The sequence below is a fragment of the Streptomyces sp. NPDC042638 genome, assembly GCF_040647235.1.
Lineage (GTDB): Bacteria > Actinomycetota > Actinomycetes > Streptomycetales > Streptomycetaceae > Streptomyces > Streptomyces rameus.
Genome location: NZ_JBEZBT010000015.1, coordinates 28,254 through 52,691, shown reverse-complemented (window position 1 = coordinate 52,691; position 24,438 = coordinate 28,254). Strand labels below are relative to the sequence as shown.

Below are 24,438 nucleotides of genomic sequence, written 5' to 3'. Positions count from 1 at the left end.
CGGAGGTAGTTATCAGTGACCATCGGTAACGGCAAACGCCGGCAGCCCAGCCTCGCCCAGCTCCGGGCGTTCGCCGCCGTGGCCGAGCACCTGCACTTCCGGGACGCGGCGGCCGCCATCGGGATGAGCCAGCCCGCCCTGTCCGGCGCGGTCTCGGCGCTGGAGGAGACACTCGGCGTGACCCTCCTCGAGCGTACGACGCGCAAGGTGCTGCTCTCGCCGGCGGGGGAGCGGCTGGCCGTCCGGGCCAAGGCGGTGCTGGACGCGGTCGGCGCGCTGCTGGAGGAGGCCGAGGCGGTCCGGGCGCCCTTCACGGGCGTGCTGCGGCTCGGGGTGATCCCCACCGTGGCGCCGTATCTGCTGCCGGCCGTGCTGCGGCTCGTCCACGAGCGCTACCCGCACCTCGACCTCCAGGTGCACGAGGAGCAGACCGCCACCCTGATCGACGGACTGAACTCCGGCCGGCTCGACCTGCTGCTGCTGGCGGTGCCGCTCGGCATGCCCGGAGTCGTCGAACTCCCCCTGTTCGACGAGGACTTCGTGCTCGTCACCCCGCTCGACCACTGGCTCGGCGGCCGGGAGGGCATCCCGCGCGAGGCGCTGCGGGAGCTGAACCTGCTGCTCCTGGACGAGGGGCACTGCCTGCGCGACCAGGCCCTCGACATCTGCCGGGAGGCCGGCCGGGCGGACGCGCCGGTCACCACCACGGCCGCCGGACTGTCGACGCTGGTCCAGCTCGTCGCGGGCGGCCTCGGCTGCACCCTCCTGCCGCGCACCGCCCTGAAGCTGGAGACGACCCGCAGCACCCAGCTGCTGACCGGCTACTTCGCCGATCCGGCGCCGAGCCGCCGGGTCGCCTTCGCCATGCGCGCCGGCGCGGCCCGGGCCGCCGAGTACGAGGAACTGGCGGCGGCCCTGCGCGAGGCACTGGGCGCGCTGCCGGTGCGGGTACTGACCGAGGGCCGCTGAGCCGGCCGCCTCGGCCGGCCGGCGGTGCCGGCGGCGGCCCGCCGCCTCACGGGCGTCCGGGAGATACGCCCAGCCCTCGGCGCGTCCGGGAGATACGCCCAGCCCTCGGCGCGCACCAGCCGGACCGGACCGGCCCGGTGCCAGTGCGCGACGAGCGGGGCGAAGCGACGAGCGGGCAGTACCTTCCGGCTGTCCCGCACGTCACTCCGTGCGCAGTCCGTCCGGGCGCAGCAGCCGCAGCAGCGGGGGCATGCTCAGCAGGGTGACGGTGAGGACGACACCGGCGCCGATGCCGGTCATCGTCAGCACGCTCGGCCAGTCGACGCTCACCGTCGCGCCCACCATCTTCAGCAGCACCGCGCCCAGCGTCAGTCCCACGAGCAGGGCGAGCAGCAGGCCGAGCGCGATCGGGATCGCCGTCTGCCACAGCACCGACAGGCTCAGCGTGCGCCGCCGGGTGCCGAAGGCCACGAGCGCCGACAGCAGCTTCCGGCGCTCGCGCAGCTGCTCCAGCTGGGACACCAGCAGGCTCGCGCCGATCAGGGCCAGTACGCAGGTGGCACCGACGAGCAGGCCGGTCCGGATGGAGGTGAACTTCGTGAACTCCTCGGTGGCCGCCCACACGATCGTGTCCGTCAGCGGGTCGATCCGGGCCGCCGTGTTGCGGACGTACTCGAACACGTCCGGCACCGACTCGTCGAGCGACAGGTACACCTGGCCGCCGAACTGCCCGGCCAGCCGGTCGGGCACGGCGGCGGGGGTCATCAGCACGCCGCTGCCCGGCATTCCGTTCGGACCCTTGATCCCGCGGACCTCCGGCAGACCGCCCGGCACGGACCAGACGAAGTCCCGGCCCTTGTAGAAGCCGTTGCCCGTGTCGAAGTGGAGCTTGCGGCCCGGCCTGGTGAGCTTCGCCGTCTGGGCGTCCATGTCCCTGTCGCCGCTGCGCGCCACGAAGACGTCCCCGTCGCGGCAGGACGTCAGCCGGGCCACCTCACGCAGCGAGGCGCAGTCGCCGATGGTCACGCTCGTCGTGGCGCCGGGCCCCCTGTCGCTGTTGAAACTCCGGTCTCCCGCCTCCAGGCCGCCCAGCGCGACGGCCCGCCGTACGCCCTTGGTGGCGGAGAACTTCGCGGCGGCCGCGACGGGTGCGACGCCCCGCGTCAGCTGGACCTGCATCTGCGTCTCCTCGACGCTCCTGCCCGTGGCCTTGGTGTAGTCGCCCTCGACGCCCGCGAACAGCATCTGCAGCGCGATCGCCCCGGCCACCGCGACCGCGATGCCGTTCACCATGCGGGCCGCCGAACCGCTGTTCAGCTGCAGCCGCCGTACCGCGAGCTGCCAGTCGACCGGACCCGGCCCGAGCCGGGCGACGACCGCCTCGACGATCCACGGCAGCAGCGCGGTCACGCCGACGAGCAGCAGCAGGACGCCGCCGATCACCAGGTACTGGTTGAACCCGCCGCTCGACCGGCCTTGGCCGATCATCGGGGCCAGCATCGCCAGCCCGCCCAGTGGCAGCAGCAGCCGCCACCACAGCCGGCGCCGCGCGGGCCTGGCCGTACGGACCACGCCCAGCGGTTCGATGACGACCCCGCGCAGCGCGAACAGGGTGACCAGCACCGCCGCCGCCGGGACGGTGACGGCGACCAGCACGGCCAGCGCGGGCGTGGGGTCGAGATAGCTGGGAAACACGCTGATGCCCAGGATCTCGACTGACCCCGCGACCTGACGGCCGAGCAGGAAGAAGAGGGTGCCGAAGGCCAGCCCCACCACCGAGCCCGCCAGTGCCTCGCCCGCCGCGATCCGCCGGGTCATCCGGCTGTCGGAGCCGACCAGCCGCAGTGCGGCCAGCCTGCGGTCGCGCCGCTCGCCGCCGAACCGGACGGCCGCCGCGATGAACACGGCGACCGGCATCAGCAGCACCACGAACACGACCAGGACCAGCAGGATCAGAACGGGGTCCGCCCGCCCGTCGGGAGCCGCGTGCGGGCTGCCGAACTCGGTGATCCGGGCCGTCTGCCAGCCGTTGATGCGCGGTGCCAGGTTCTTCGCGCCCGCGTAGTAGGCGAGTTCGTGCGAGCCGATCAGGCCGGGCTCGCCGATGGTCCCGACCACCCGGTACGGCAACCGCTCGCGCAGCAGCTTCCCGTCATCGGAGTCGAGCAGCCGCTTCAGCGCCGGGGAGACCACCATCTCGCCCGGTGCGGGGTACTCGGCCACACCCGGTGCGAGCGGCGCACGCGGCCCCTCGGGCTCCACCAGCCGGCCGCGGACGTCCTTGCCGTGGTACGTGGTGGCGGCGTCCGAGATCACCAGGGTGTTGGCGGCCTTCGGCTTGTGCGTCTGGTCGTAGGTGTAGTCGAGGCGGGCCTCGTCGCGCTGGTGCCGTACCGCCAGGGCGTTGGGCAGCGCGGTCGTCAGCAGCAGCAGCGCGACCCCGAGGCCGACACCGACCGCGGTCAGCAGCACCCGGACCCAGCCCTCGCGCCCGCCCGTGAAGGCGAACCGGGCTCCCATGGCCAGATCCCTGGACCACTGGCGCACGCTCATACGGCCCGCTCCATGTCCCGGGACCTGCCGTCGCGTACGACGATCTCGCGGTCGGAGTAGGCGGCCACCCGCGCCTCGTGGGTGACCAGGACGACGGCCGCGTTGGCGGAGCGGGCGGCGTCGGTCAGCAGTTCCATCACGCGCTCGCCGTTGAGGGAGTCGAGCGCGCCGGTCGGCTCGTCGGCGAACACCACCCGAGGGCTGGTGACCAGGGCCCGCGCCACCGCGACCCGCTGGCCCTGGCCGCCGGAGACCTCGCCGGGCCGCTTGTCCTTCAGGCCGTCCACCTCCAGGCGCTCCATCCAGGCGAGCGCGGTCCGCTCGGCCTCCTTGCGGGAGGTTCCGTTCAGCCGGAGCGGCAGGGCCACGTTCTCCGCACAGGTCAGCTCAGGGACCAGCTGGCCGAACTGGAAGACGAACCCGAACTCGCTGCGGCGCAGCGCGCTGCGCTGGGTGTCGCTCATACCGGCCAGCTCGCGGCCGTCGTACATGATGGATCCGGAGTCGGGGGGCACGATGCCGGCGAGGCAGTGCAGCAGCGTCGACTTGCCGGAGCCGGAGGGGCCCATCACGGCGACGACCTCGCCGGCGTGGATGGAGAACTCGGCGCCGTCGAGCGCGACCGTGGGGCCGTAGGACTTGCGCAGGTTCTCCGCGGACAGCAGGGAGCCGGGGGGAGGAGTCACTTGGCCACCGCCTCACGGAGCTTGTCGAGGCGTGCCGCGGTCAGCTCCAGCCAGCGCAGGTCGGCCTCCAGATGGAACAGGGCGTGGTCGCAGATCAGCTGGTCCGCGAGGTCACCCTTGCGCTTGCGGTCGGTCAGGATCCGCATGCTGCGCAGGTGCTCGGCCCGCTGGGTGTCGAGGATGTCGGCCGCGTCGCGGTGGGTGAGGAGCGCGAGGACGACCTTGGTGTACAGGGTCGACTGGAGGTACTCCTCCGGCTTCTCCGGGGTGGCGAGCCACTGCTCGACATCGGTGATGCCGGCGTCGGTGATCGCGTACCGCTTGCGCTCGGGGCCACCGCCCGCCTCGATCCCGTCGACTTCCACGAGCCCGTGCTTCAGCAGCCGGGACATCGTGGAGTAGACCTGGCCGTAGTGCAGCGGCCGGTCGTGACCGAACTTCTCGTCGAAGGCCCGCTTGAGGTCGTAGCCGTGGCGCGGGCCGGACTCCAGGAGTCCTAGAAGGGTGTGACCGATGGACATGCCGTCACTCTACACACGGTGTATACGCGCTATGTATACGCCGAGTGTGCAGATCATGGCGGGCGGTACTGCCGTGCAGGTGGCGCGCGATTGTCATGGTTCGGTAACGACAGCCGGCCCTGTCCCGCGAGGGGACAGGGCCGGCTGACGTCAGGCCGACGGGGGTCCGGAGGCGGAGCCGCCCGGCGGCCGTCCCCGGCGCGGCAGCGGGCCCGTCTCCCGGGGCAGCCGTCCTGCCTCCGCCAGCGCCTTGCGCAACAGGAACTCGATCTGCGCGTTGGCCGACCGCAACTCGTCCCCGGCCCACCGGGCCAGTGCCTCGTACACCGACGGGTCCAGCCGCAGCAGTACCTGCTTGCGCTGCTGCCGCCCGCGCGGCGGAGTGTGAGCCGGGTCCGTCACTGGTAGAGGGTCCCGGTGTTGAGGACCGGCTGCGGGGCGCGGTCCCCGCACAGGACCACCATCAGGTTCGACACCATCGCCGCCTTCCGCTCCTCGTCCAGTTCCACGATGTCCGCCTCCGAGATCCGGGCGAGCGCCGCCTCGACCATGCCCACGGCGCCGTCCACGATCTGCCGCCGAGCCGCCACGACCGCCCCCGCCTGCTGCCGCTGGAGCATCGCCGAGGCGATCTCGGGAGCGTACGCGAGGTGCGTGAAGCGCGACTCGATGACCCGCACGCCGGCCGCCTCCACCCGCGCCTGCAGCTCGACGGCCAGCTTCTCGGTGATCTCCTCGGCGTTGCCGCGCAGCGACAGGCCGTCCTCCTCGTGCGCGTCGTACGGGTACTCGATGGCGATGTGCCGCACGGCCGTCTCGGTCTGCGTGGCGACGAACTCGGCGAAGTCGTCCACCTCGAACGTGGCCTGCGCGGTGTCCTGGACCTTCCACACCACGACCGCGGCCAGTTCGATCGGGTTGCCGTAGGCGTCGTTGACCTTCAGGACGGCGGTCTCGTGGTTGCGCACCCGGGTGGAGATGCGCGTCCGGGAGGTGAAGGGGTTGACCCAGCGCAGGCCGTCCTGCCGGATCGTGCCCCGGTAGCGCCCGAAGAGCTGGACCACCCTGGCCTCGCCCGGCGCGACCGTGTTCAGGCCGCGCATCGCGATCACGGCGGCGAGGAAGACGACGACACCGGCGACGACGAGGGCGGCCTCGGCCCCGCCGGCGGTGACCGCCCCGGCGCCGGCGAACAGTGCGCCGGCACCGCCGAGCCCGATCAGGCCGAGCAGCAGGGCGAGCCCGCCGCCGATGCTGTGGGCGGTGAACTCCCGCACCCGCGGGGCGGGCATCTCGGGGACGTCGGCGGTGGCGGCCGGCTCGGCTGTGGACGTGTCGGATGCGGACATAAGGGACCCCCGGCTCTCGAATGCTTAGCTCAGTTCTAGCTAAGTGATAGCACTTTAATGCGTCGAGCAACCCTGCGCCAGTGTCAGCCGTCGGTTCCGATGGGGCGGGTGCTGATTGTCACGTCCGTAAAAGAGCGGATCGGACGCCCTTTGTCATATAGACGGGTGTTAGCTTTCGGAGCTGACCCCAAGACGGAAGCGAGCGTAGGGACCCATGGGACGAGCGGAAGAGAGACGAGCGCGACAGCGCGGCGGCCACCGCGCGGCGTCCAGGCGCCGCCGCTCCGCCCCCGAGGCCGGCAGCGCACCGGCGGCCGGCAGCGCACCGACGGCGGGCGGCAGGTCCGCGGCCGGTGGCACCGCCCCGGCCGGCGGCAAGCCCGCCAAGAGCCTCCTGCGCCGGATATTCGGCTGGAAGAAGATCCTCGGGACCTTCTTCGGGGTCTGTCTGCTGGGCATCCTGGGCTTCATCGGCCTCTACCTGTACGTCGACGTCCCCCAGGGCAACGCCGCAGCCCAGCGGCAGAGCAACATCTACAAGTTCAGCGACGGAACGATCATGGCCCGCGACGGCAAGGTCAACCGCGAGATCGTCGACCTGTCCAAGGTGCCCCGCAAGGTCCAGCTGACCTTCGTCGCGGCGGAGAACAAGAGCTTCTACCACGACTCCGGCGTCGACTTCAAAGGCACGGCCCGCGGCCTCCTCAACACCCTGGCCGGCAAGGGCAAGCAGGGTGGTTCGACCATCACCCAGCAGTACGTCAAGAACTTCTACCTCAACCAGGACCAGACCGTCACGCGCAAGCTGAAGGAACTGGTCATCTCGCTGAAGGTGGACCGCGAGAAGTCCAAGGACGACATCCTCGCCGGTTACATCAACACCAGCTACTACGGCCGCAACGCCTACGGCATCCAGGCCGCCGCCCAGGCGTACTTCCGCGAGGACGCGGAGAAGCTCACCGTCGAACAGGGCGCCTACCTCGCCGCGCTGCTCCAGGCGCCGAGCCAGTACGACTGGGCGGTCGCCAGCCCCACCGGCAAGAAGCTGGTCACGGCGCGCTGGAACTACGTCCTCGACAACATGGTCAAGGAGGGCTGGCTGCCCAAGGCCCGGCGGGACGCCATGCGCTTCCCCGGCATCAAGGAGCCCAAGGGAGCCCCGGGCCTCGACGGGCAGAAGGGCTACCTCGTCGAGCTCGCCAACCAGCAGCTGGAGAAGCAGCTCATGGCGCAGCAGGGCCTGACGCAGTCGCAGGCCGAGAGCGCGGTCGTCGAGAACGGCTGGACCATCACCCTCAACATCGACCGCAAGAAGCAGGCGGCGCTGGAGAACGCGGTCAAGACCCAGCTGACGAGCAAGCTCGACAAGAAGAAGCGCAAGGTCGACGGTGACATCCAGCCCGGAGCGGTCTCCGTCGACCCCCGGACGGGGAAGATCGTCGCGCTCTACGGCGGCCAGAACTACTACGAGCACTACTACGACAACGCCACCCGCAAGGACTACCAGCCGGCCTCGACGTTCAAGCCGGTCATCCTCGCCGCCGCGCTGGAGCAGAACGCCACCACGCAGGACGGCAAGCCGATCACCGCGAACACCCTCTACGACGGGACCAGCCGCCGCCAGGTCCTGGACCACGGCACCAAGGTCGGCTTCGCCCCGCCGAACGAGGACGACGTCGACTACCACGACATCACCGTGCAGCAGGCGATGAACAAGTCCGTCAACTCCGTCTTCGCGCAGATGGGTGTGGACGTGGGCATGGACAAGGTCATGAGCACGGCCGGCAAGCTCGGCATGGACACCAAGGGCATGCAGGCGGTGCCCGCGCAGACGCTGGGCTCGATGGGCGCCAGCCCGCTGGAGATGGCCGGGATCTACGCCACCTTCGCCAACCACGGCCACAAGGTGACCCCGAGCATCATCAAGTCGGCGGAGAAGAAGGACCGTACGGCCGACATCCCGGACCCGGTCGGCGGCCAGGTGCTCAGCCGCACGGCCGCCGACACGGTCACCTCGGTGCTCACCGGCGTGGTGGACGACGGCACGGCCAAGATCTCCGTCGCGAGCAACCCGCTGCGCGACGGCCAGCAGGTGGCGGGCAAGACCGGTACCTCCGACGAGAACAAGTCGGCCTGGTTCACCGGCTACACCCCCGACCTGGTCACCTCCGTCGGCCTGTTCGGCGAGGACCCGAAGACCAAGGCCCACGTGACCATGAGGTGGGCGACCGGCCTGCCGGCCCCGGGCCGGATCAACGGCGGCGGCTACCCGGCGGAGATCTGGGCGGCGTACACCTTCGGCGTCACGGACAAGGCCGCGTTCGACCTGGAGACCACCCAGGGCGCGGCGGTCGCGCCGACCGAGACGCCGACGTGGACGCAGACCCCGAGCCGGACGCCGTCGCAGACGCCGAGCAGCGAGCCGCCGACCTCGCACACGCCGTCGCAGACGCCGTCCCGGACCCCGTCCCAGACGCCGTCCCGGACGCCCTCGCAGACCCCGTCCCAGACCCCGTCGAGCCAGCCGCCGACCTCCCCCAGTACGGAGCCTCCGGTCGCCCCCGGCGGTGACTTCGGCCAGTTGGGGCAGCAGGGCCAGTAGAGGCGCACGAGAAGGGGCGCCCGGAGTGATCCGGGCGCCCCATCGGCGTCGTGACGTGACCGGCTCAGCCGCGGTTCAGCTCGAACCAGACCACCTTGCCGGTGCTCAGCCGGGTCGCGCCCCAGCGCCGGGCCAGCCTGTTGACCAGGTACAGGCCGCGCCCGCCCTCGTCCGTGGCCCGGGCCTGCCTGAGCCGCGGCAGCTGCGGCACGTCGTCACCGACCTCGCAGCGCAGCACGTCCGTGCGCAGCAGCCGCAGCGTCACCGGCCGCGACGCGTACCGCACGGCGTTCGTCACGACCTCGCTGACCAGCAGCTCCACCGAGTCGGTCAGCTCCTCCAGGTTCCAGCGGGCGAGTGCCCGCCGGGCCAGCCGGCGGGCCTGGCCGGGGGCCGTCTCCTCCGGCTCCAGCGTCCAGTACGCGACATCGCTCGGCGCGATCCCGTCGAACCTGGCCGCGAGCAGCGCGATGTCGTCGTCCCGGTCGCCCGGGCCGAGCATGTCCAGCACCTCGTCGCACAGCGCCTCCAGCGGCGGCGGATGGTCGGGGCCGGTCAGCTGGGCGGTCGCGGCGAGCTTCTCCCGCAGCTGCTCTATGCCGGTCCACACGTCCCGCAGCCGGGACTCCACCAGCCCGTCGGTGTACAGCAGCAGGGTGGCTCCGGCGGGCGCGTCCAGCTCGACCGCCTCGAAGTCGACCCCGCCGACGCCGATCGGCGCGCCCGGCGGCACCCGCAGCACCTCGGCCCGCCCGCCCAGGTGCAGCAGCACGGGCGGCGGATGGCCGGCGTTGGCGATCGTGATGCGGTGCGTGACCGGGTCGTAGACGGCGTACAGACAGGTCGCCATGCGGTCGGTGCCCAGGCGCTGCGCCTGCTCGTCCAGGTGGTGCAGCACCTCCTGCGGCGGCAGGTCGAGCCCGGCCAGGGTCTGCGCGGTGGTGCGCAGCTGGCCCATGATCGCCGCCGAGGTCATCGAGTGGCCCATCACGTCGCCGACCACCAGCGCGACCCGGCTGCCCGGCAGCGGGATCGCGTCGTACCAGTCGCCGCCGACCCGCGCGGTCTCCGCCGCCGGCAGATAGCGCGAGGCGAGGCGCACGCCGGTCGGCCGGGGCAGGGTCTCGGGCAGCATGGTGCGCTGCAGCTCGTCGGCGATGTACGCCTCCCGGCCGTACAGCACCGCCTTGTCGATGCCGAGCGCGCTGTGCGTGGCCAGCTGGGCGGCCACCAGCAGGTCGTCCGCCTCGAAGGCGGGCCGCTCCGGGCGGCGCAGGAACAGGGCCGCGCCGATCACCCGGCGCCGACCGCGCAGCGGGGCGAGGATCGCGCGCTGCCCGCCCGGCACGACGGCCTCGCCGCCCTCGCCGAGCAGTTCGGGCAGCGCGGCCCGGGCCGCGGGCGCGTCGGCGAACACCGGCCGTACCCCGCGCAGCACCTCGTTCAGCGCGCCGCCCGGCCGCACCTCGCACAGCTCGGTGGTGAGCGTCGACAGGTCCGCCAGGGCGGAGGGCTCCGGATCCGGCTCGAACGCGGCCGGCAGCAGCACCCCCTCGGTGTCCCGCTCCTCCGGTATCCGGTCGGTGCGGCGCAGCCGCAGCACCACCGGGCCGGTGGGCCGCTCGTCGCCGACCGGCAGCGGGTCGCGCAGATAGACCAGGATCGCGTCGGAGAAGGTCGGCACGGTGGCCCGGCACAACCCCATCACGATCTCGTCCAGGTCGATCCCGCGGGCGATGCGCCGGGTGGCCGCGCCCACGAACCTGAGCCGGTCTCCGTCCCGCCGCATCGGCATCGGGCGCCCGGGCGGCAGTCCCCGCCCGGTACGGCGCTCCTCACCGCTCGCCGCCCGCTCCTGCTCGGCGCCGGGCTGTGCGGGGATGCCCTCCGGCGCGGGGCGCGGGCGGTGGTCTCCCATGCCCGGCTTCGCTCGCGCGGGAGGCGCCCCCATGGGTTCGGTGGTGGCGGGCTGGGAGTGCTCGGGGCCGCCCACCGGGTGCTCCTTCCCCATGCCGTCCTTTCCCTTGCCACGGGGCGTGGCCGTGCCCGGGCCCGAGGGCGTCGTGTCGGCCCGGGCCTGCGCGGGTAAGGCCGGGTGCTGTTTCGAGGTACGCAGGAGCGCCCCGCGGGCCTCCGCGGGGTCGACGCCCGGCTGGGGGCGTTCGAAGGAGGTGGGCTGCTCCGTCACGCGTGTCGCATCCATCCGTCCGGGGCTGTGCGCCGGTTACGCCGGGCGCGCAGTTGGTCCCGCCGAAGTCCCGATACCCGCAATACGTGCCCCAGGAACGGAATTCCCGCGGGGTCGGAGGTTGTTCCCCTGTCGTTCGCGCTGCCGCCGCACTCCGCGGTGGTGCCGCCCTCGTACCCCACGCTCACGTCCTGCCGCCCCTCGGTGACGATCGGTCAGCCCGGCAGGTGCGCCGGGAGTTGCGCTAACGCCCCTTGCGGAGGACGATCCTACGTTTCTTGCCCTGGGGCGCATCAAGGGTCTCATGAGGACATGTGCGCGGGGGTGCGGTCCCAGTCCCCGGGAAGAGAAGGTACCGCCCAGGACGGGTCCGGGCGCCAGTGCTGCCAGCCTTCCGAGAACGGCGGCCCCCACGCCCGGATCACCTCCACCGCCTCCTCGCCCGCCGCCCGCACCCGGCGGGCGGTCGCCGCGTCCATCAGCCCGTCCCGCCGGGCCTGCGCGAACTCGTCCTCGTCCCGCCAGTGCCAACTGCGGTCCGGGTGCACGGAGATGTCCAGGAAGTGGTCCTCGGAGTCCACGCCCGCCGCCCAGCGGGACAGCGGCTGCTCCAGGTTCACGTACCAGTTCTTGAACCGCCAGCCCGGGTCCCAGAACAGCCACACCGACCAGGGCCGGCCGGGCTGGGCCAGCTTCAGCACGCCCGTGCCGAACCAGCGGTCGCGCTGCACCGTGCGCGGCTTGGTGTAGCGGGACTCCAGCGGCTCCTGGTGCACGGGCGTGCCGTCGGCCAGGACCGGTTTCACGCACTCGGTGCCGGGGGCCAGCCACACCGCCAGCAGTTCGTCGTCGTCGCGTACGACAGTGACGGGCCGGGCGATGTGGAAGTGCGTGCCCCCGTTCTCCCGGTAGCGCCACAGGATGGGTGTGCCGGCGGCCCAGTGCGTCGCGGGCCCCGCCGCCACTCGTGTCATCGCTCGGTCGTCCGTCATGCACAGATATTAGGTGCCACGGGCATACGACGCTGCGGTGCGTGTCACGGCGGGCGGGGGTGGCCGGAAAGGTTCGCTCGCGTTTACGGGTGTGTCATCCGCAGGACGTCCAGGGCCTCGTCGAGCTGTTCCGCCGTCAGGTCGCCGCGCTCCACGTACCCGCACTCCAGGACGACTTCGCGGATGGTCTTGCGCTCGGCGAGGGACTTCTTGGCGACCTTCGCGGCCTCCTCGTAGCCGATGTACTTGTTCAGCGGGGTCACCACGGACGGGGACGACTCGGCGTACTCGCGCGTGCGTTCGCGGTCGGCGGTGATGCCGTCCACCGTCCGGTCCGCCAGCAGCCGCGACACGTTGGCGAGCAGCCGGATCGATTCCAGGACATTCTTGCCGATGACCGGGAGCATGACGTTCAGTTCGAAGTTTCCGGCGGCACCGGCCGTGGTGATGGTGGCGTCGTTGCCGATGACCTGGGCGGCGACCATCAGCACGGCCTCGGGGACGACCGGGTTGACCTTGCCCGGCATGATCGAGGAACCGGGCTGGAGATCGGGCAGCCGGATCTCGGCGAGACCGGTGCGCGGCCCGGAGGCCATCCAGCGCAGATCGTTGGCGATCTTCGTCAGGCCGACCGCGATCGTCCGCAGCTGGCCGCTGGTCTCCACGATGCCGTCCCGGGCGCCCTGCGCCTCGAAGTGGTCACGGGCCTCGGTCAGCGGCAGCCCGGTGACCCGGGCGACCTCCTCGATGACGGCGGCGGAGAACCCGGGCGGGGTGTTGATGCCGGTGCCGACCGCCGTGCCGCCGAGCGGCAGCTCCGCCAGCCGGGGGAGCGAGGCGCGCAGCCGCTCGACGCCGTAGCGCACCTGGGCCGCGTACCCGCCGAACTCCTGACCGAGCGTCACCGGCGTGGCGTCCATCAGGTGCGTACGCCCGGACTTCACCACGTCGGCGAACTCCCGGGACTTGCGCTCCAGGGACGCGGCGAGGTGCTCCAGGGCCGGGACCAGGTCGTGGGTGACGGCCGCGGTGGCCGCGATGTGGAGGGAGGAGGGGAAGACGTCGTTGGACGACTGCGAGGCGTTGACGTGGTCGTTGGGGTGCACGTCCCGGCCGAGCCGCTCGGTCGCGAGCGTCGCGATGACCTCGTTGGTGTTCATGTTGGACGAGGTCCCGGAGCCCGTCTGGAACACGTCCACCGGGAAGTGCTCGTCCCACTTCCCCGCGGCGACCTCGCCGGCCGCCTCCTGGATCGCCTCCGCGACCTCCTTGTCCAGCACGCCCAGCTCGGCGTTCACCTTCGCCGCCGCGGCCTTGACGCGGGCGAGGGCCTCGATGTGCGCCCGCTCGATGCGCTGCCCGGAGACCGGGAAGTTCTCGACGGCGCGCTGCGTCTGCGCCCGCCACTTGGCATGGGCCGGGACCCGGACCTCGCCCATCGAGTCGTGCTCGATCCGGTACTGCGGCTCTTCGGTCGTCATCGTCGTACCTCCGAAAACGTGAGCACTTGTCGTGGCACGCGTATTCCCAAACTGACTACCCGCCAGTACATACCGGGGGTAACACCTGTATCGGGGAGGCGTCATGCAACGCGTCAGGACCAGGATCAGATGTACGGCCGCCGCTGTCGCGACGGCCGCCACCGTGTTCGCGGGCCTCTCGGCCCCCGTCACCCGAGCGGCCCCCGCCACCACGGCGGCCACCCCTCTGCCGCCCGGCCTGGAACGCGTCCGCGCCGCCGAGGCCACCGCCCTCTACGGCGACCCGGCCCAGCGGCCCCTCGCCGACCGCGAGACCTCGCTGATCTCCCTGGGCGACAGCGAGATCTCCGGCGAGGGCGTGGGCACCTACGAGCCCGGCACCAACGGCCCGGACAACTGGTGCCACCGCTCACCGCAGGCGGCCATCCACCGCACCGGCATCCCCGCCGACGTCACCTACAACGTCGCCTGCTCCGGCGCCTACACCGGCAACATCCGCATCGGCGGCAGCAAGCAGTACGCCGACGAACCCGTCCAGAGCGACAGCCTCGCGGTCAAGGCCCGCACCACCCGCGTGAAAATGATCGTGCTGGTCGTGGGCGCCAACGACGACCTGCAGTTCGGCCCCGTGATGACCGACTGCGTCACCCGCTACCTCACCCTCCAGGGCACCTGCGAGCCCACCTACGGCCCCGGCTGGCAGGCCCGCGTCGACGCCCTGGTGCCCAAGGTGGAGGCCACCGTCGCCGACCTGAGGACGGTGATGCGGGACGCGGGCTACGCGGACGACGACTACAAGCTCGTCCTCATGGGCTACCCGAGCCCCATCGGCCCCGACTTCCGCGACAACCCGGACTTCCCCGGCAAGCTCCCGGGCGGCTGCCTGGGCTACGACACCGACGCCGCCTGGGGCCGGAACACCGCCGTCCCGCTCTTCGAACGCGGCATGCGCAAGGCGGCGGAAGAGAGCGGCGCCTCCTATCTGGACGACTCCCGCCTCTTCCACGGCCACGAGGTCTGCACGGAGGACACCTGGGCGCGGGGTCTGTACGTGGACCTCACCAACCCCTTCCCGCCCGACTCCAACTCGGTACGGCAGTCCTTCCACCCCAACGCCCGGGGCCACGGTGCCTTCGCCGCCTGCCTGACCCGGTTCTACGACTCCGGCTACCGCGAGGCGAGTTGCGCCGACCCCGCGAGCACCGGCACCCCGGAGCTGTACCCGGGCGCCTGGGACGACGCCTTCCGCCCCCTGGCCGACCGGGCCACCGGCAACTGCCTGGACGCCTCGGGCGGAGCGAGCGCGAACGGCACCGAGGTCATCGGCTGGGACTGCCACGGGGGCCGCAACCAGAGCTGGTGGTACGACAGCGGGCGGGGCGCCCTGCACGTGGGGCTGAGCCACGACCGGTGTCTCGACGTGCCGGGCGGCTCCTACACCGCCGGCACGGGCCTCATCCTGTGGAACTGCCACGGCGGCGCCAACCAGCGCTTCGTACGCCGGTCGGACACGATCCGCCCCGCGGCGGCGACGGGCCTGTGCCTGACCCAGACGGCGGCCAGGTCCCGGATCCGCCTGCAGCCCTGCGACGGATCGGCCACCCAGCACTTCAGCTGACCCGGGCGGGGCGGGCTCAGGCCAGGCCGGGACCCCGCACCGGGATGCTGGTGAACGTCGGCTGCTCCGGTTCCCGTGAGGTGAAGAAGTCGTTGCCCTTGTCGTCCACCACGATGAACGCCGGGAAGTCCTCGACCTCGATCCGCCAGACGGCCTCCATGCCCAGCTCCTCGTACTCCAGGACCTCCACCTTCTTGATGCAGTCCTGGGCGAGACGGGCGGCCGGGCCGCCGATGGAGCCGAGGTAGAAGCCGCCGTGGGCGTCGCACGCGTCGGTGACCTGCTTGCTGCGGTTGCCCTTGGCGAGCATCACCTTGGAGCCGCCCGCGGCCTGGAACTGCTCCACGTAGGAGTCCATGCGGCCGGCCGTCGTCGGACCGAAGGACCCGGACGCGTAGCCCTCGGGGGTCTTCGCCGGGCCGGCGTAGTACACCGGGTGGTCCTTCAGGTACTGCGGCATCTCCTCGCCCGCGTCGAGGCGTTCCTTGATCTTGGCGTGCGCGATGTCGCGGGCCACGACCAGCGGGCCGGTCAGCGACAGCCGGGTCTTGACCGGGTACTTGGTCAGCTCGGCGAGGATCGTGTCCATCGGCTGGTTGAGGTCGATCTTCACGACGTCGCCGGCCTCGTCGAGCTGCTCCTGCGTGGTCTCCGGCAGGAAGCGCGCCGGGTCCGTCTCCAGCTGCTCCAGGAAGACGCCCTCGGCGGTGATCTTCGCGACGGCCTGGCGGTCGGCCGAGCAGGACACGGCGATGGCGACCGGGCAGGAGGCGCCGTGCCGCGGGAGGCGGACCACGCGGACGTCGTGGCAGAAGTACTTGCCGCCGAACTGCGCGCCGATGCCGATCTTCTGGGTCAGCTCGAAGACCTTCTCCTCCAGCTCCTTGTCCCGGAAGCCGTGGCCGAGCGGCGAGCCCTCGGTGGGCGCGTTGTCCAGGTAGTGCGCGGAGGCGTACTTCGCGGTCTTCAGCGCGTACTCGGCCGACGTGCCGCCGACCACGATCGCCAGGTGGTACGGCGGGCAGGCGGCCGTACCGAGCGAGCGGATCTTCTCCTCCAGGAACTTCATCATGGAGGCCTCGTTCAGGACGGCCTTCGTCTCCTGGTACAGGAAGGACTTGTTGGCCGAGCCGCCGCCCTTGGCCATGAACAGGAACTTGTAGGCGGCGCCGTCGGTCGCGTACAGCTCGATCTGGGCCGGCAGGTTGGAGCCGGTGTTCTTCTCCTCCCACATGGTGAGCGGAGCCATCTGCGAGTAGCGCAGGTTGAGCTTGGTGTAGGCGTCGTAGATGCCGTGCGAGAGGTGCTTCTCGTCAGCGCCCTCGGTCAGCACGTTCTGCCCGCGCTTGCCCATGACGATCGCCGTGCCCGTGTCCTGGCACATCGGCAGTACGCCGGCCGCCGCGATGTTCGCGTTCTTCAGCAGGTCGAGCGCGACGAACTTGTCGTTGCCCGACGCCTCGGGGTCGTCGATGATGCGGCGCAGCTGGGCGAGGTGGGCCGGTCGCAGGTAGTGCTGGATGTCGTGGACGGCCTCCTCGGCCAGCTTGCGCAGCGCCTCCGGCTCCACCTTGAGGAACGTCCGCCCGTCCGGTCCCTCGACCGTGGAGACGCCCTCGGAGGTCACCAGCCGGTAGGGGGTGGTGTCCTCGCCCTGGGGGAGCAGATCGGTGTACGCGAACTCAGGCATCGCAGCCCATTCCTCACTCTACGGACGGCTGCCCGCCGACGTTGGCGGGCCTCACCAGCGTAGGACCTGCCGTCGGCGACGAGCTTGTGAGGTAAGGCTCAGTCCGGGGGCCGGGCCGCCGCGCCGACCGGGGGGTGTCGCGATCTATCGTGTGTGGGTACGCTGCTGCCGTGGACCTTCAGAAGCAGACCGCACCCACACCCGTCAGCGAGCTGCGTGCCTCGGACGCCGACCGCGACCGGGTCGCCGACATCCTCCGCGAGGCCCTGGCCGAGGGGCGGCTGACCCCCGACGAGCACGCCGAGCGCGTGGACGGAGTGCTGAACGCCAAGACGGTGGGTGAGCTGGAGGTCTTCATCCGCGACCTGCCCGCGGCCCACCGCCGCCATGCCGCCTCCGCCCGCATGCCCGCCCCGCCGCGCCCGGACCCGGGCGCGATCCCGGCGGAGGCCGACGCCAACGTCGTCGCGGTGTTCAGCAGCGCGATGCGCCGGGGCCGCTGGCGCGCCGGGCGCCGGCTGCACGCGTACGCGGTCTTCGGCAGTGTCGAGATCGACCTCAGCGAGGCGATCTTCGAGTACCAGCAGGTGGTGATCAAGGCGGTCTCCGTCTTCGGCGACGTCCAGATCCGCGTCCCGGAGAACATCTCGCTGCGCGGCACCGGGGGCGGGGTGCTCGGCAACTTCGAGGTGAGCCCGCTGGACTCGGTGGACCCCGACGCGCCGGTCGTCTACGTCGACGGCTGGGCCGTCCTCGGCAACGTCGAGGCGCGGCCCAAGCGCGGCAAGCTCGTGGCGGACATCATGGAGCGCGTCCAGGACAAGGTCGACCGGAAGCTGCGCAAACACCTGGGGCATTGACGGTCGCGAAGCCGTCGGCGGCCAAGGCGGCCAGGGCCCGCGGTGGTGTCGGGGCGGGGGGAGTGAACGAGTCGCCGCGCGCCCGCGAACGGGAACTCTGTGCATAGGCGCGCGCACAGCGGGTAGGCCTTGCTGCATCGTCTCTCGCTCGCGAAGCCGTCGTCAGGAGTAGACCGTGCTGCAATCGCCGCATTCGTCCCTGCAGGTAGCCGCCGTTCCGGCCCCGCGGGTGCCAGCGCGAGAAAGGGACCAGGACGCACCCTGGCACACCGAGGCGGTGTGCCGGCGCGACGAGGCCGGCCTGTTCTTCGCCCCGTCCAAGGAGCCGACCGCCGCACGGCTGTCCCGCGAGGAGGCGGCCAAGCGGGTCTGCTCCGGATGTCCGGTCATGGTCGAGTGCCGCGAACACGCCCTGCTCCAGCCCGAGCCCTACGGCGTCTGGGGCGGCCTCACGGCGGCCGAACGCCGGGTGGTCCTGGCGAGGCGCCGCCGCCGGGAGATGGAGCTGAAGAAGACGGCACGGGCGTCGGCGAACCGCATGGCGGGTTAGAGGTCCTTCGGCTGGACCGGGCTGGGCCTGGCTGGACCGGGCTCGGCCTGCCTGGGCCGGCGCGCGGTGCCGGGCCCGCGAGCCCGGCACGATCCGAACGGGAGGGCCCGGGGCCGGATGCGGGCGCCCCCTCCGCACCGGGGGCGCCGGCAACTCCTCCCCGGCGGGCGCTACTTGGCCCGGTCGAAATCGATCGCGCTGTAGGCCCGCAGCTTGCTCAGCCGGTGCTCGGAGTCGATCCTGCGCACCGTCCCCGACTTCGACCGCATCACGATCGACTCGGTCAGCGCCTTCTCGGGCCGGTACCGGACACCGCGCAGCAGCTCGCCGTCGGTGATGCCGGTCGCCACGAAGAACACGTTCTCCCCGGACACCAGGTCGTCCGTGGTGAGCACCCGGTCCAGATCGTGCCCGGCGTCGATCGCCCGCTGCCGCTCCTCGTCGTCCTTCGGCCACAGCTTGCCCTGGATGGTCCCGCCCAGGCACTTCACGGCGCAGGCCGAGATGATGCCCTCGGGGGTGCCGCCGATGCCGAGCAGCAGGTCGACGCCGGTGCCCTCGCGCAGCGCGTACACCGACCCGGCGACATCGCCGTCGGAGATGAGTTTGATGCGCGCACCGGCCTCCCGGACCTCCCGGATCAGGCCCTCGTGCCGCGGCCGGTCGAGGATGACGACGGTGACGTCCTCGGGCGTGACCTTCTTCGCCTTGGCGATCCGCTTGATGTTCACGGCCACGGGCGCGTCGATGTCGACGAATTCGGCGGCCTCGGGGCCGGTGACCAGCTTGTCCATGTAGAACACGGCGGACGGGTCGAACATCGCGCCGCGCTCGGCGGCGGCGAGGACGGCGATCGCGTTCGGCATGCCCTTGGCCGTCAGCGTGGTGCCGTCGATCGGGTCGACGGCGATGTCGACCTCGGGGCCGGTGCCGTCGCCCACGTGCTCCCCGTTGAAGAGCATCGGGGCCTCGTCCTTCTCGCCCTCGCCGATGACGACCACGCCGTTCATCGACACGGTGGAGACGAGGGTCCGCATGGCGCGCACCGCGGCGCCGTCGGCGCCGTTCTTGTCACCGCGCCCCACCCAGCGGCCCGCGGCCATCGCGGCGGCTTCGGTCACCCGGACGAGTTCCAGGGCGAGGTTGCGGTCGGGAGCCTCCGAGGGAACATCGAGCTCGGACGGCAGGTGATGGTGTTCGGTCATCGGAGCGCACCTTTCTGATACGACGACGGCCGGATGAGGGTCTTGGTCCCCGACTCTATCGTTAGGCAGACAAAATGAGCAGGGGACCCCACGGATGAGCGCTCGGGGTACCTGCGACGATAGAGGGCGTGGCAGGTTCGAACGGCAAGCAGAAGACGGCCCGGGACATGATCCTCTCCCTGGCCCTGATCGGTATCGCGGCGGCGGTCGTCTACTTCCTCAGCATCCCGCGCGACGATCACGCTCCCGACCTCAAGCGGGTCGACTACCGGGTCGAGCTGCTCACGGCCCGCCGCGCGGCGGGCTACCCGGTGGCCGCGCCCGAAGGCCTGCCGGACACCTGGAAGGCGACCTCGGTGCGCTTCCAGGGCGAGAAGTCCGACCGCTGGCACCTCGGCTTCCAGACGCCGGACGGCCAGTACGTGCAGATCGAGCAGTCCCGGCAGAAGCGCGCCGACTTCATCGACCAGGCCAGTCAGGGCGGCTCGCAGACGAAGCGGACCGAGCGGATCGACGGCCGTACCTGGACCCGTTACGCCGGCGGCCGGTACGACGCCCTGGTCCTGCAGGGCACTCCCGGCTCCACGACGGTGGTGGCCGGCACCGGCTCCTTCGAGGAGCTGAGGACGATGGTGGCGGCGCTGAAGCTGGCGTGAGCCGCGCCCGGCACGCGAAAGAGGCCCCCGGCGGTCTTCTTGGGTGCCGGGGGCCTCTTCGTGCGTGCGGTCGTGCGGGCCGTCAGACGGTCGTGACGACGTCCTCATAGGCCAGGCGCGGCGAGCGCGGGAACCAGGCGTCCGGGCCCGGGCGGCCGATGTTGACGACCATCAGCGGGGTGTGGTCGTCGTCCAGGAACTCCTTGCGGACGCCCTCGAAGTCGAAGCCGGTCATCGGGCCGGCGGCCAGACCGGCGGCGCGGACGCCGACGATGAAGTAGGCGGCCTGGAGCGCGGCGTTCAGCGCGGCGGCGCCCTCGCGGGCCGGGCGCTCGCTGAAGAAGACGTCCTTGGCCTGCGGGAAGTGCGGGAAGAGGGCGGGCAGCTCCTCGTGGAACTCGTTGTCCGCGGAGAGGATGACGGCCAGCGGGGCGGCGGCGGTCTTGGCCTGGTTGCCCTCGGCCATGTGCTGCACCAGGCGCTCGCGGGCCTCGGCGGAGCGGACCACGGTGACGCGCAGCGGGCTCTGGTTGAAGGCGGTGGGGCCGTACTTGACCAGGTCGTAGATCGCCTGGACCTGCTCCTCGGTCACCGGCTCGTCGGTGAAGGTGTTCGCGGTACGGGCCTCGCGGAACAGCAGGTCCTGGGCAGCGGGGTCAAGAACGAGAGACATGCGTGACTTCCTCGGACGCGCGTCCGGTCCGGGGTGCCCGGACCGGCTGACGGCACCGACCCTACGCCAGTTTAGATTTAAGCTTCAACTAAAACCGGGGCGTGGTGAGCCGCTTCACAGCCCGCTCCCGGCCCAGCGGCCCCGCAGCCCGGCGGCCTACTCGCCGTCCTCCTCGGCCGCGTCTGCCGCCTCCTCCTCGGCCAGCGCCGCGTCCAGCCGGGCCCGGGCCCCCTCCAGCCAGCGCCGGCACACCCTGGCCAGCTCCTCGCCGCGCTCCCACAGCGCCAGGGACTCCTCCAGCGTCGTACCGCCCGCCTCCAGCCGCCGTACGACCTCGATCAGCTCGTCCCGCGCCTGCTCGTACGAGAGCGCCTCGTCCACCTTGCTCGTCATTCGCCCACCTTCACTGTGAATTCACCGTCGGCGACGCGGGCCCGCAGCGCCTCGCCCGCCGTCACCTCGGCCGGATCGCGCACCGCGTGCCCGTCCGCCCGCTGCAGCACCGCGTAACCGCGCCGGAGCGTCGCCGCGGGGGAGAGGGCCACCACACGCGCGTGCGTGTGCGTCAGCTCCGAGTCCGCGCGGTCCAGCAGATGCCCCAGGGTGCGCCGCCCGCGCTCCAGCAGGGAGACCACATGGTCGGCGCGCTCGTCGAGCATCCGGTGCGGATCCTCCATCGCGGGCCGCCCCAGCGCGTGCGCCAGCCCGCGCTCCTCCCGCTCCACGAACGCGGCCATGCAGCGCCGCGCCCGGTCCCGCAGCATCCGCACCCGCCCCAGCTCCTCGCCCACGTCCGGGACGACCTTCTTGGCCGCGTCCGTCGGCGTGGAGGCGCGCAGGTCGGCGACGTGGTCGAGCAACGGGCTGTCCGGTTCGTGCCCGATCGCGGACACGACGGGCGTACGGCACCCGGCCACCGCCCGCACCAGCTGCTCGTCGGAGAAGGGCAGCAGGTCCTCGACGCTGCCGCCGCCGCGCGCGACGATGATCACGTCCACCTCGTCGATCGCGTCCAGCTCCTTGACGGCCTGCACGACCTGCGGGACGGCGTGCACACCCTGCACGGGGACGTTGCGCACCTCGAAGCGGACGGCGGGCCAGCGGTGCCGGGCGTTCTCCAGCACGTCCCGCTCCGCGGCGGACGCCCGGCCGCACACCAGCCCGATCAGCTGCGGCAGGAACGGCAGCGGCTTCTTGCGCTCCGGCGCGAACAGGCCCTCGGCCGCGAGGGCCTTCTTCAGCTGCTCCAGCCGGGCCAGCAGCTCACCGACGCCGACCGGCTTGATCTCGGCGGCGCGCAGCGACAGCTGGCCCCGGGGCGCGTACCACTCGGGCTTGGCCAGGACGACGACCCGGGCGCCCTCGCCGACGACGTCCGCGACCGCGTCGAACACCTGGCGATAACAGGTCACGCTGACGGAGATGTCGTACGACGGGTCGCGCAGCGTGAGGAACACGACGCCCGCGCCGGGGCGGCGCGACAACTGCGTGATCTGCCCCTCGACCCACACCGCGCCGAGCCGGTCGATCCAGCCCCCGATGAGCCGCGACACCTCGCCTACGGGCAGGGGGGACTGCGGGGACGTGTTGACAGCCATGCGGCGAGCCTAACGGCCGGGACCGACACTCCGGCCACGCGCCGTGGGCGGCGGGGCGCCACCGGGGCGGCCCCACGGCGGCCGACCGCGCGGTGCCCCGCACCCCCGGGGGCAGCCGCCCGAGCGCCGCCGTCGCGCCCGCCGCCCGATGAGGGCCAGGGGACCGGCCGCCGCCGGGGGTGTGAGTCCGCGGCGGCGGACACCCCGACCGGTGCCATCGGGGCGATGGACGGCAACCCGTGGACCACGAGATCCCGCGCGCCCGCTCCGCGCCGCAGCCGGTGGTCCGTGCCGGCCTCGCCGACCGTCGTTCCGGTGTCGGACATACCCACCGGTCTTGCCCGCGGGGCCGGGGGAACGCGATCTCCGGGCCGCCGGACGCGGCCTTACGATGGGACGCATGACCGCTTCGTCTGGCCGCCGTGTCCTGCTCGCCGCCCCCCGGGGCTACTGCGCCGGCGTGGACCGCGCCGTGATCGCCGTCGAGAAAGCCCTGGAGCAGTACGGGGCCCCGATCTACGTCCGGCACGAGATCGTCCACAACAAGTACGTCGTGCAGACCCTGGAGAAGAAGGGCGCCGTCTTCGTCGAGCGCACGGAGGAGGTGCCGCCGGGCAACATCGTCATGTTCTCCGCGCACGGCGTCGCCCCCGTGGTGCACGAGGAGGCCAGGCAGGGCCGGCTCGCCACCATCGACGCCACCTGCCCCCTGGTCACCAAGGTCCACAAGGAAGCCGTCCGGTACGCGGGCGACGACTACGACATCCTCCTGATCGGGCACGAGGGCCACGAGGAGGTCATCGGCACCTCCGGCGAGGCCCCCGACCACATCCAGCTGGTCGACGGCCCCGAGGACGTCGCCAAGGTCGAGGTCCGCGACCCGTCGAAGGTCGTCTGGCTCTCCCAGACCACCCTGTCCGTCGACGAGACCATGGAGACCGTCGACGCGCTGAAGACGAAGTTCCCCGGGCTCGTCTCCCCGCCCAGCGACGACATCTGCTACGCCACGCAGAACCGCCAGCTCGCCGTGAAGCAGATGGGCGCCGAGGCCGACCTGGTCATCGTCGTCGGCTCGCGCAACTCCTCCAACTCCAAGCGGCTGGTCGAGGTCGCCAAGCTCGCCGGCGCCCGCGACGCCCACCTGGTGGACTTCGCCGACGAGATCGAGGAGACCTGGCTGGAGGGCGTGACGACGGTCGGCGTCACCTCCGGTGCCTCCGTCCCCGAGGTGCTGGTCGAGCAGGTCCTGGAATGGCTCGCCGAGCGCGGCTACGCGGACGTGGAGCTGGTCAGGGCGGCCGAGGAGTCGATCACCTTCTCGCTGCCCAAGGAACTGCGCCGCGACCTGCGGGACGAGGCCGCCGCCCTGGTCGCCGAGCGCGGCGGAAGCGGCACGCCCGTGGCGTGACCGTCAGTGGGCCGTCGTAACGTGGAGCCATGCAGATCTTCGGTGTGGACATCGGCGGATCCGGGATCAAGGGCGCCCCTGTGGATCTCGACCGGGGCGGCCTGGCCCAGGAGCGCTGCAAGGTGCTCACCCCGCATCCGGCGACGCCCGACGGCGTCGCCGACGGGGTCAAGCAGGTCGTGGACCACTTCGGCTGGACCGGGCCGGTCGGCCTGACCTTCCCCGGAGTGGTCACCGGCGGCGCCACGGTCCGTACGGCCGCGAACGTGGACAAGAGCTGGATCGACACGGACGCGCGCGCGTTGTTCAGCGGCAGACTCGGCGGACTCCCGGTGACCGTGGTCAACGACGCGGACGCGGCGGGCGTCGCCGAGATGGAGTTCGGCGCCGGGCGGGGCCGCGGGGGCACGGTCATCCTGCTCACCTTCGGCACCGGCATCGGCAGCGCCGTCTTCGTGGACGGCGCCCTGATCCCCAACACGGAACTCGGCCACCTGGAGCTGCACGGCCACGACGCGGAGAAGCGTGCCTCCAGCAAGGCCAAGGAGGACCACGACCTCAGCTGGGAGCGGTGGGCCCATCGCGTCCAGCAGTACCTGGCGCACGTGGAGATGCTGTTCTCGCCGGACCTGTTCATCGTCGGCGGCGGCGTCAGCCGCAAGGCGGACAAGTTCCTGCACCTGCTCGACGGCATCAAGGCCGAGATCGTCCCCGCGCAGCTGCAGAACAACGCGGGGATCGTGGGCGCGGCGATGAGAGCGGCCCAGCAGGTCTAGAGCCGTACGCCCGAGCCGGCCCGGGGCGGGGTCACCGGCGACCCCGCCCCCGGCCGGCTCCGG

At 71.9% G+C, this 24,438-nt stretch carries 21 protein-coding genes; 8 read left to right on the top strand and 13 right to left on the bottom strand.

Going from position 1 to position 24,438, the window contains the following annotated elements; genetic code table 11:
* The first annotated feature begins 21 nt into the window (after positions 1-21).
* Entirely contained in the window at positions 22-969 is a 948-nt protein-coding gene (locus AB0B40_RS15090) for a LysR substrate-binding domain-containing protein (protein ID WP_362264086.1), read from the top strand.
* Between the two features lie 201 nt (positions 970-1,170).
* Here AB0B40_RS15090 and AB0B40_RS15085 read toward each other — a convergent pair whose 3' ends face one another.
* The 5 genes from AB0B40_RS15085 to AB0B40_RS15065 all read right to left on the bottom strand — a co-directional run bounded on the left by AB0B40_RS15085 (position 1,171) and on the right by AB0B40_RS15065 (position 6,078).
* Positions 1,171-3,522, bottom strand: coding sequence for an FtsX-like permease family protein (locus AB0B40_RS15085; RefSeq protein WP_362264058.1), 2,352 nt, complete (start codon positions 3,520-3,522; stop codon positions 1,171-1,173).
* Entirely contained in the window at positions 3,519-4,208 is a 690-nt protein-coding gene (locus AB0B40_RS15080) for an ABC transporter ATP-binding protein (protein ID WP_345046672.1), read from the bottom strand. The genes AB0B40_RS15085 and AB0B40_RS15080 overlap by 4 nt, the downstream gene beginning before the upstream one ends.
* Positions 4,205-4,729, bottom strand: coding sequence for a PadR family transcriptional regulator (locus AB0B40_RS15075; RefSeq protein ID WP_345046673.1), 525 nt, complete (start codon positions 4,727-4,729; stop codon positions 4,205-4,207). Before AB0B40_RS15075 ends, AB0B40_RS15080 begins: the two co-directional genes overlap by 4 nt.
* 150 nt (positions 4,730-4,879) lie before the next feature.
* Positions 4,880-5,131 carry a hypothetical protein gene (locus tag AB0B40_RS15070; RefSeq protein ID WP_362264057.1) on the bottom strand — a complete coding sequence of 84 codons (252 nt, stop codon included), beginning with the start codon at positions 5,129-5,131 and terminating at the stop codon, positions 4,880-4,882.
* The gene (locus tag AB0B40_RS15065; protein ID WP_345046676.1) at positions 5,128-6,078 is read right to left on the bottom strand and encodes an SPFH domain-containing protein; all 951 of its coding nucleotides are present in this window, start codon (positions 6,076-6,078) and stop codon (positions 5,128-5,130) included. The genes AB0B40_RS15070 and AB0B40_RS15065 overlap by 4 nt, the downstream gene beginning before the upstream one ends.
* Positions 6,079-6,292: 214 nt before the next feature.
* Between AB0B40_RS15065 and AB0B40_RS15060 the strand changes: the two genes are divergently transcribed.
* Entirely contained in the window at positions 6,293-8,680 is a 2,388-nt protein-coding gene (locus AB0B40_RS15060; protein WP_345046678.1) for a transglycosylase domain-containing protein, read from the top strand.
* A 64-nt stretch (positions 8,681-8,744) separates the two neighbouring features.
* On the opposite strand, the gene AB0B40_RS15055 is transcribed toward AB0B40_RS15060, so the two are convergent.
* The 3 genes from AB0B40_RS15055 to AB0B40_RS15045 all read right to left on the bottom strand — a co-directional run bounded on the left by AB0B40_RS15055 (position 8,745) and on the right by AB0B40_RS15045 (position 13,341).
* Positions 8,745-10,868: a SpoIIE family protein phosphatase gene (locus tag AB0B40_RS15055; RefSeq protein WP_345046679.1), complete on the bottom strand. Its 2,124-nt coding sequence runs from the start codon at positions 10,866-10,868 to the stop codon at positions 8,745-8,747.
* A 302-nt stretch (positions 10,869-11,170) separates the two neighbouring features.
* Positions 11,171-11,860 carry a DUF402 domain-containing protein gene (locus AB0B40_RS15050; RefSeq protein ID WP_345046681.1) on the bottom strand — a complete coding sequence of 230 codons (690 nt, stop codon included), beginning with the start codon at positions 11,858-11,860 and terminating at the stop codon, positions 11,171-11,173.
* An 83-nt stretch (positions 11,861-11,943) separates the two neighbouring features.
* Positions 11,944-13,341 carry a class II fumarate hydratase gene (locus tag AB0B40_RS15045; protein ID WP_362264056.1) on the bottom strand — a complete coding sequence of 466 codons (1,398 nt, stop codon included), beginning with the start codon at positions 13,339-13,341 and terminating at the stop codon, positions 11,944-11,946.
* A 103-nt stretch (positions 13,342-13,444) separates the two neighbouring features.
* Between AB0B40_RS15045 and AB0B40_RS15040 the strand changes: the two genes are divergently transcribed.
* Complete coding sequence (locus AB0B40_RS15040; protein ID WP_345046684.1) at positions 13,445-14,959, top strand: ricin-type beta-trefoil lectin domain protein; 1,515 nt, start codon at positions 13,445-13,447, stop codon at positions 14,957-14,959.
* 16 nt (positions 14,960-14,975) lie between these two features.
* Here AB0B40_RS15040 and AB0B40_RS15035 read toward each other — a convergent pair whose 3' ends face one another.
* A complete protein-coding gene (locus tag AB0B40_RS15035; protein WP_362264055.1) occupies positions 14,976-16,649 on the bottom strand; it encodes a fumarate hydratase in 1,674 nt (557 codons plus the stop codon).
* A 170-nt stretch (positions 16,650-16,819) separates the two neighbouring features.
* Here AB0B40_RS15035 and AB0B40_RS15030 point away from each other — a divergent pair, with 170 nt between their 5' ends.
* Both AB0B40_RS15030 and AB0B40_RS15025 read left to right on the top strand, forming a co-directional pair.
* Positions 16,820-17,509 carry a DUF1707 domain-containing protein gene (locus AB0B40_RS15030; protein ID WP_362264054.1) on the top strand — a complete coding sequence of 230 codons (690 nt, stop codon included), beginning with the start codon at positions 16,820-16,822 and terminating at the stop codon, positions 17,507-17,509.
* A 175-nt stretch (positions 17,510-17,684) separates the two neighbouring features.
* The gene (locus AB0B40_RS15025; RefSeq protein ID WP_345046690.1) at positions 17,685-18,059 is read left to right on the top strand and encodes a WhiB family transcriptional regulator; all 375 of its coding nucleotides are present in this window, start codon (positions 17,685-17,687) and stop codon (positions 18,057-18,059) included.
* 170 nt (positions 18,060-18,229) lie between these two features.
* Here the strand turns inward: AB0B40_RS15025 and glpX are convergent, their stop codons facing one another.
* Complete coding sequence (gene glpX, locus AB0B40_RS15020; RefSeq protein WP_345046692.1) at positions 18,230-19,264, bottom strand: class II fructose-bisphosphatase; 1,035 nt, start codon at positions 19,262-19,264, stop codon at positions 18,230-18,232.
* Positions 19,265-19,392: 128 nt separating this feature from the next.
* Here glpX and AB0B40_RS15015 point away from each other — a divergent pair, with 128 nt between their 5' ends.
* A complete protein-coding gene (locus tag AB0B40_RS15015; RefSeq protein ID WP_345046693.1) occupies positions 19,393-19,920 on the top strand; it encodes a DUF4245 domain-containing protein in 528 nt (175 codons plus the stop codon).
* Between the two features lie 82 nt (positions 19,921-20,002).
* On the opposite strand, the gene AB0B40_RS15010 is transcribed toward AB0B40_RS15015, so the two are convergent.
* The 3 genes from AB0B40_RS15010 to xseA form a co-directional block, all read right to left on the bottom strand.
* Entirely contained in the window at positions 20,003-20,593 is a 591-nt protein-coding gene (locus AB0B40_RS15010; protein ID WP_345046695.1) for a malonic semialdehyde reductase, read from the bottom strand.
* A 156-nt stretch (positions 20,594-20,749) separates the two neighbouring features.
* Positions 20,750-20,986 (bottom strand): exodeoxyribonuclease VII small subunit, encoded by a 237-nt coding sequence (locus tag AB0B40_RS15005; RefSeq protein ID WP_345046696.1) that lies wholly within the window; start codon positions 20,984-20,986, stop codon positions 20,750-20,752.
* Positions 20,983-22,191, bottom strand: a complete 1,209-nt coding sequence (xseA, locus tag AB0B40_RS15000; protein WP_345046697.1) for an exodeoxyribonuclease VII large subunit — start codon at positions 22,189-22,191, stop codon at positions 20,983-20,985. The genes AB0B40_RS15005 and xseA overlap by 4 nt, the downstream gene beginning before the upstream one ends.
* 391 nt (positions 22,192-22,582) lie before the next feature.
* Here xseA and AB0B40_RS14995 point away from each other — a divergent pair, with 391 nt between their 5' ends.
* Together AB0B40_RS14995 and ppgK are read left to right on the top strand one after the other, a co-directional pair.
* A complete protein-coding gene (locus AB0B40_RS14995; RefSeq protein WP_345046699.1) occupies positions 22,583-23,599 on the top strand; it encodes a 4-hydroxy-3-methylbut-2-enyl diphosphate reductase in 1,017 nt (338 codons plus the stop codon).
* A 29-nt stretch (positions 23,600-23,628) separates the two neighbouring features.
* A complete protein-coding gene (ppgK, locus tag AB0B40_RS14990) occupies positions 23,629-24,375 on the top strand; it encodes a polyphosphate--glucose phosphotransferase (RefSeq protein ID WP_345046701.1) in 747 nt (248 codons plus the stop codon).
* Positions 24,376-24,438 lie beyond the last annotated feature (63 nt).

What these genes read in the sequence shown, in the direction of transcription:
- AB0B40_RS15010 (WP_345046695.1), bottom strand. Translation starts at nt 20,593, where the DNA reads ATGTCTCTCGTTCTTGACCCCGCTGCCCAGGACCTGCTGTTCCGCGAG.
- AB0B40_RS15065 (WP_345046676.1), bottom strand. Translation starts at nt 6,078, where the DNA reads ATGTCCGCATCCGACACGTCCACAGCCGAGCCGGCCGCCACCGCCGAC.
- AB0B40_RS15060 (WP_345046678.1), top strand. Translation starts at nt 6,293, where the DNA reads ATGGGACGAGCGGAAGAGAGACGAGCGCGACAGCGCGGCGGCCACCGC.
- AB0B40_RS15045 (WP_362264056.1), bottom strand. Translation starts at nt 13,341, where the DNA reads ATGACGACCGAAGAGCCGCAGTACCGGATCGAGCACGACTCGATGGGC.
- xseA (WP_345046697.1), bottom strand. Translation starts at nt 22,191, where the DNA reads ATGGCTGTCAACACGTCCCCGCAGTCCCCCCTGCCCGTAGGCGAGGTG.
- AB0B40_RS14995 (WP_345046699.1), top strand. Translation starts at nt 22,583, where the DNA reads ATGGGACGCATGACCGCTTCGTCTGGCCGCCGTGTCCTGCTCGCCGCC.
- AB0B40_RS15005 (WP_345046696.1), bottom strand. Translation starts at nt 20,986, where the DNA reads ATGACGAGCAAGGTGGACGAGGCGCTCTCGTACGAGCAGGCGCGGGAC.
- AB0B40_RS15085 (WP_362264058.1), bottom strand. Translation starts at nt 3,522, where the DNA reads ATGAGCGTGCGCCAGTGGTCCAGGGATCTGGCCATGGGAGCCCGGTTC.
- AB0B40_RS15035 (WP_362264055.1), bottom strand. Translation starts at nt 16,649, where the DNA reads ATGCCTGAGTTCGCGTACACCGATCTGCTCCCCCAGGGCGAGGACACC.
- AB0B40_RS15050 (WP_345046681.1), bottom strand. Translation starts at nt 11,860, where the DNA reads ATGACGGACGACCGAGCGATGACACGAGTGGCGGCGGGGCCCGCGACG.
- glpX (WP_345046692.1), bottom strand. Translation starts at nt 19,264, where the DNA reads ATGACCGAACACCATCACCTGCCGTCCGAGCTCGATGTTCCCTCGGAG.
- AB0B40_RS15040 (WP_345046684.1), top strand. Translation starts at nt 13,445, where the DNA reads ATGCAACGCGTCAGGACCAGGATCAGATGTACGGCCGCCGCTGTCGCG.
- AB0B40_RS15075 (WP_345046673.1), bottom strand. Translation starts at nt 4,729, where the DNA reads ATGTCCATCGGTCACACCCTTCTAGGACTCCTGGAGTCCGGCCCGCGC.
- ppgK (WP_345046701.1), top strand. Translation starts at nt 23,629, where the DNA reads ATGCAGATCTTCGGTGTGGACATCGGCGGATCCGGGATCAAGGGCGCC.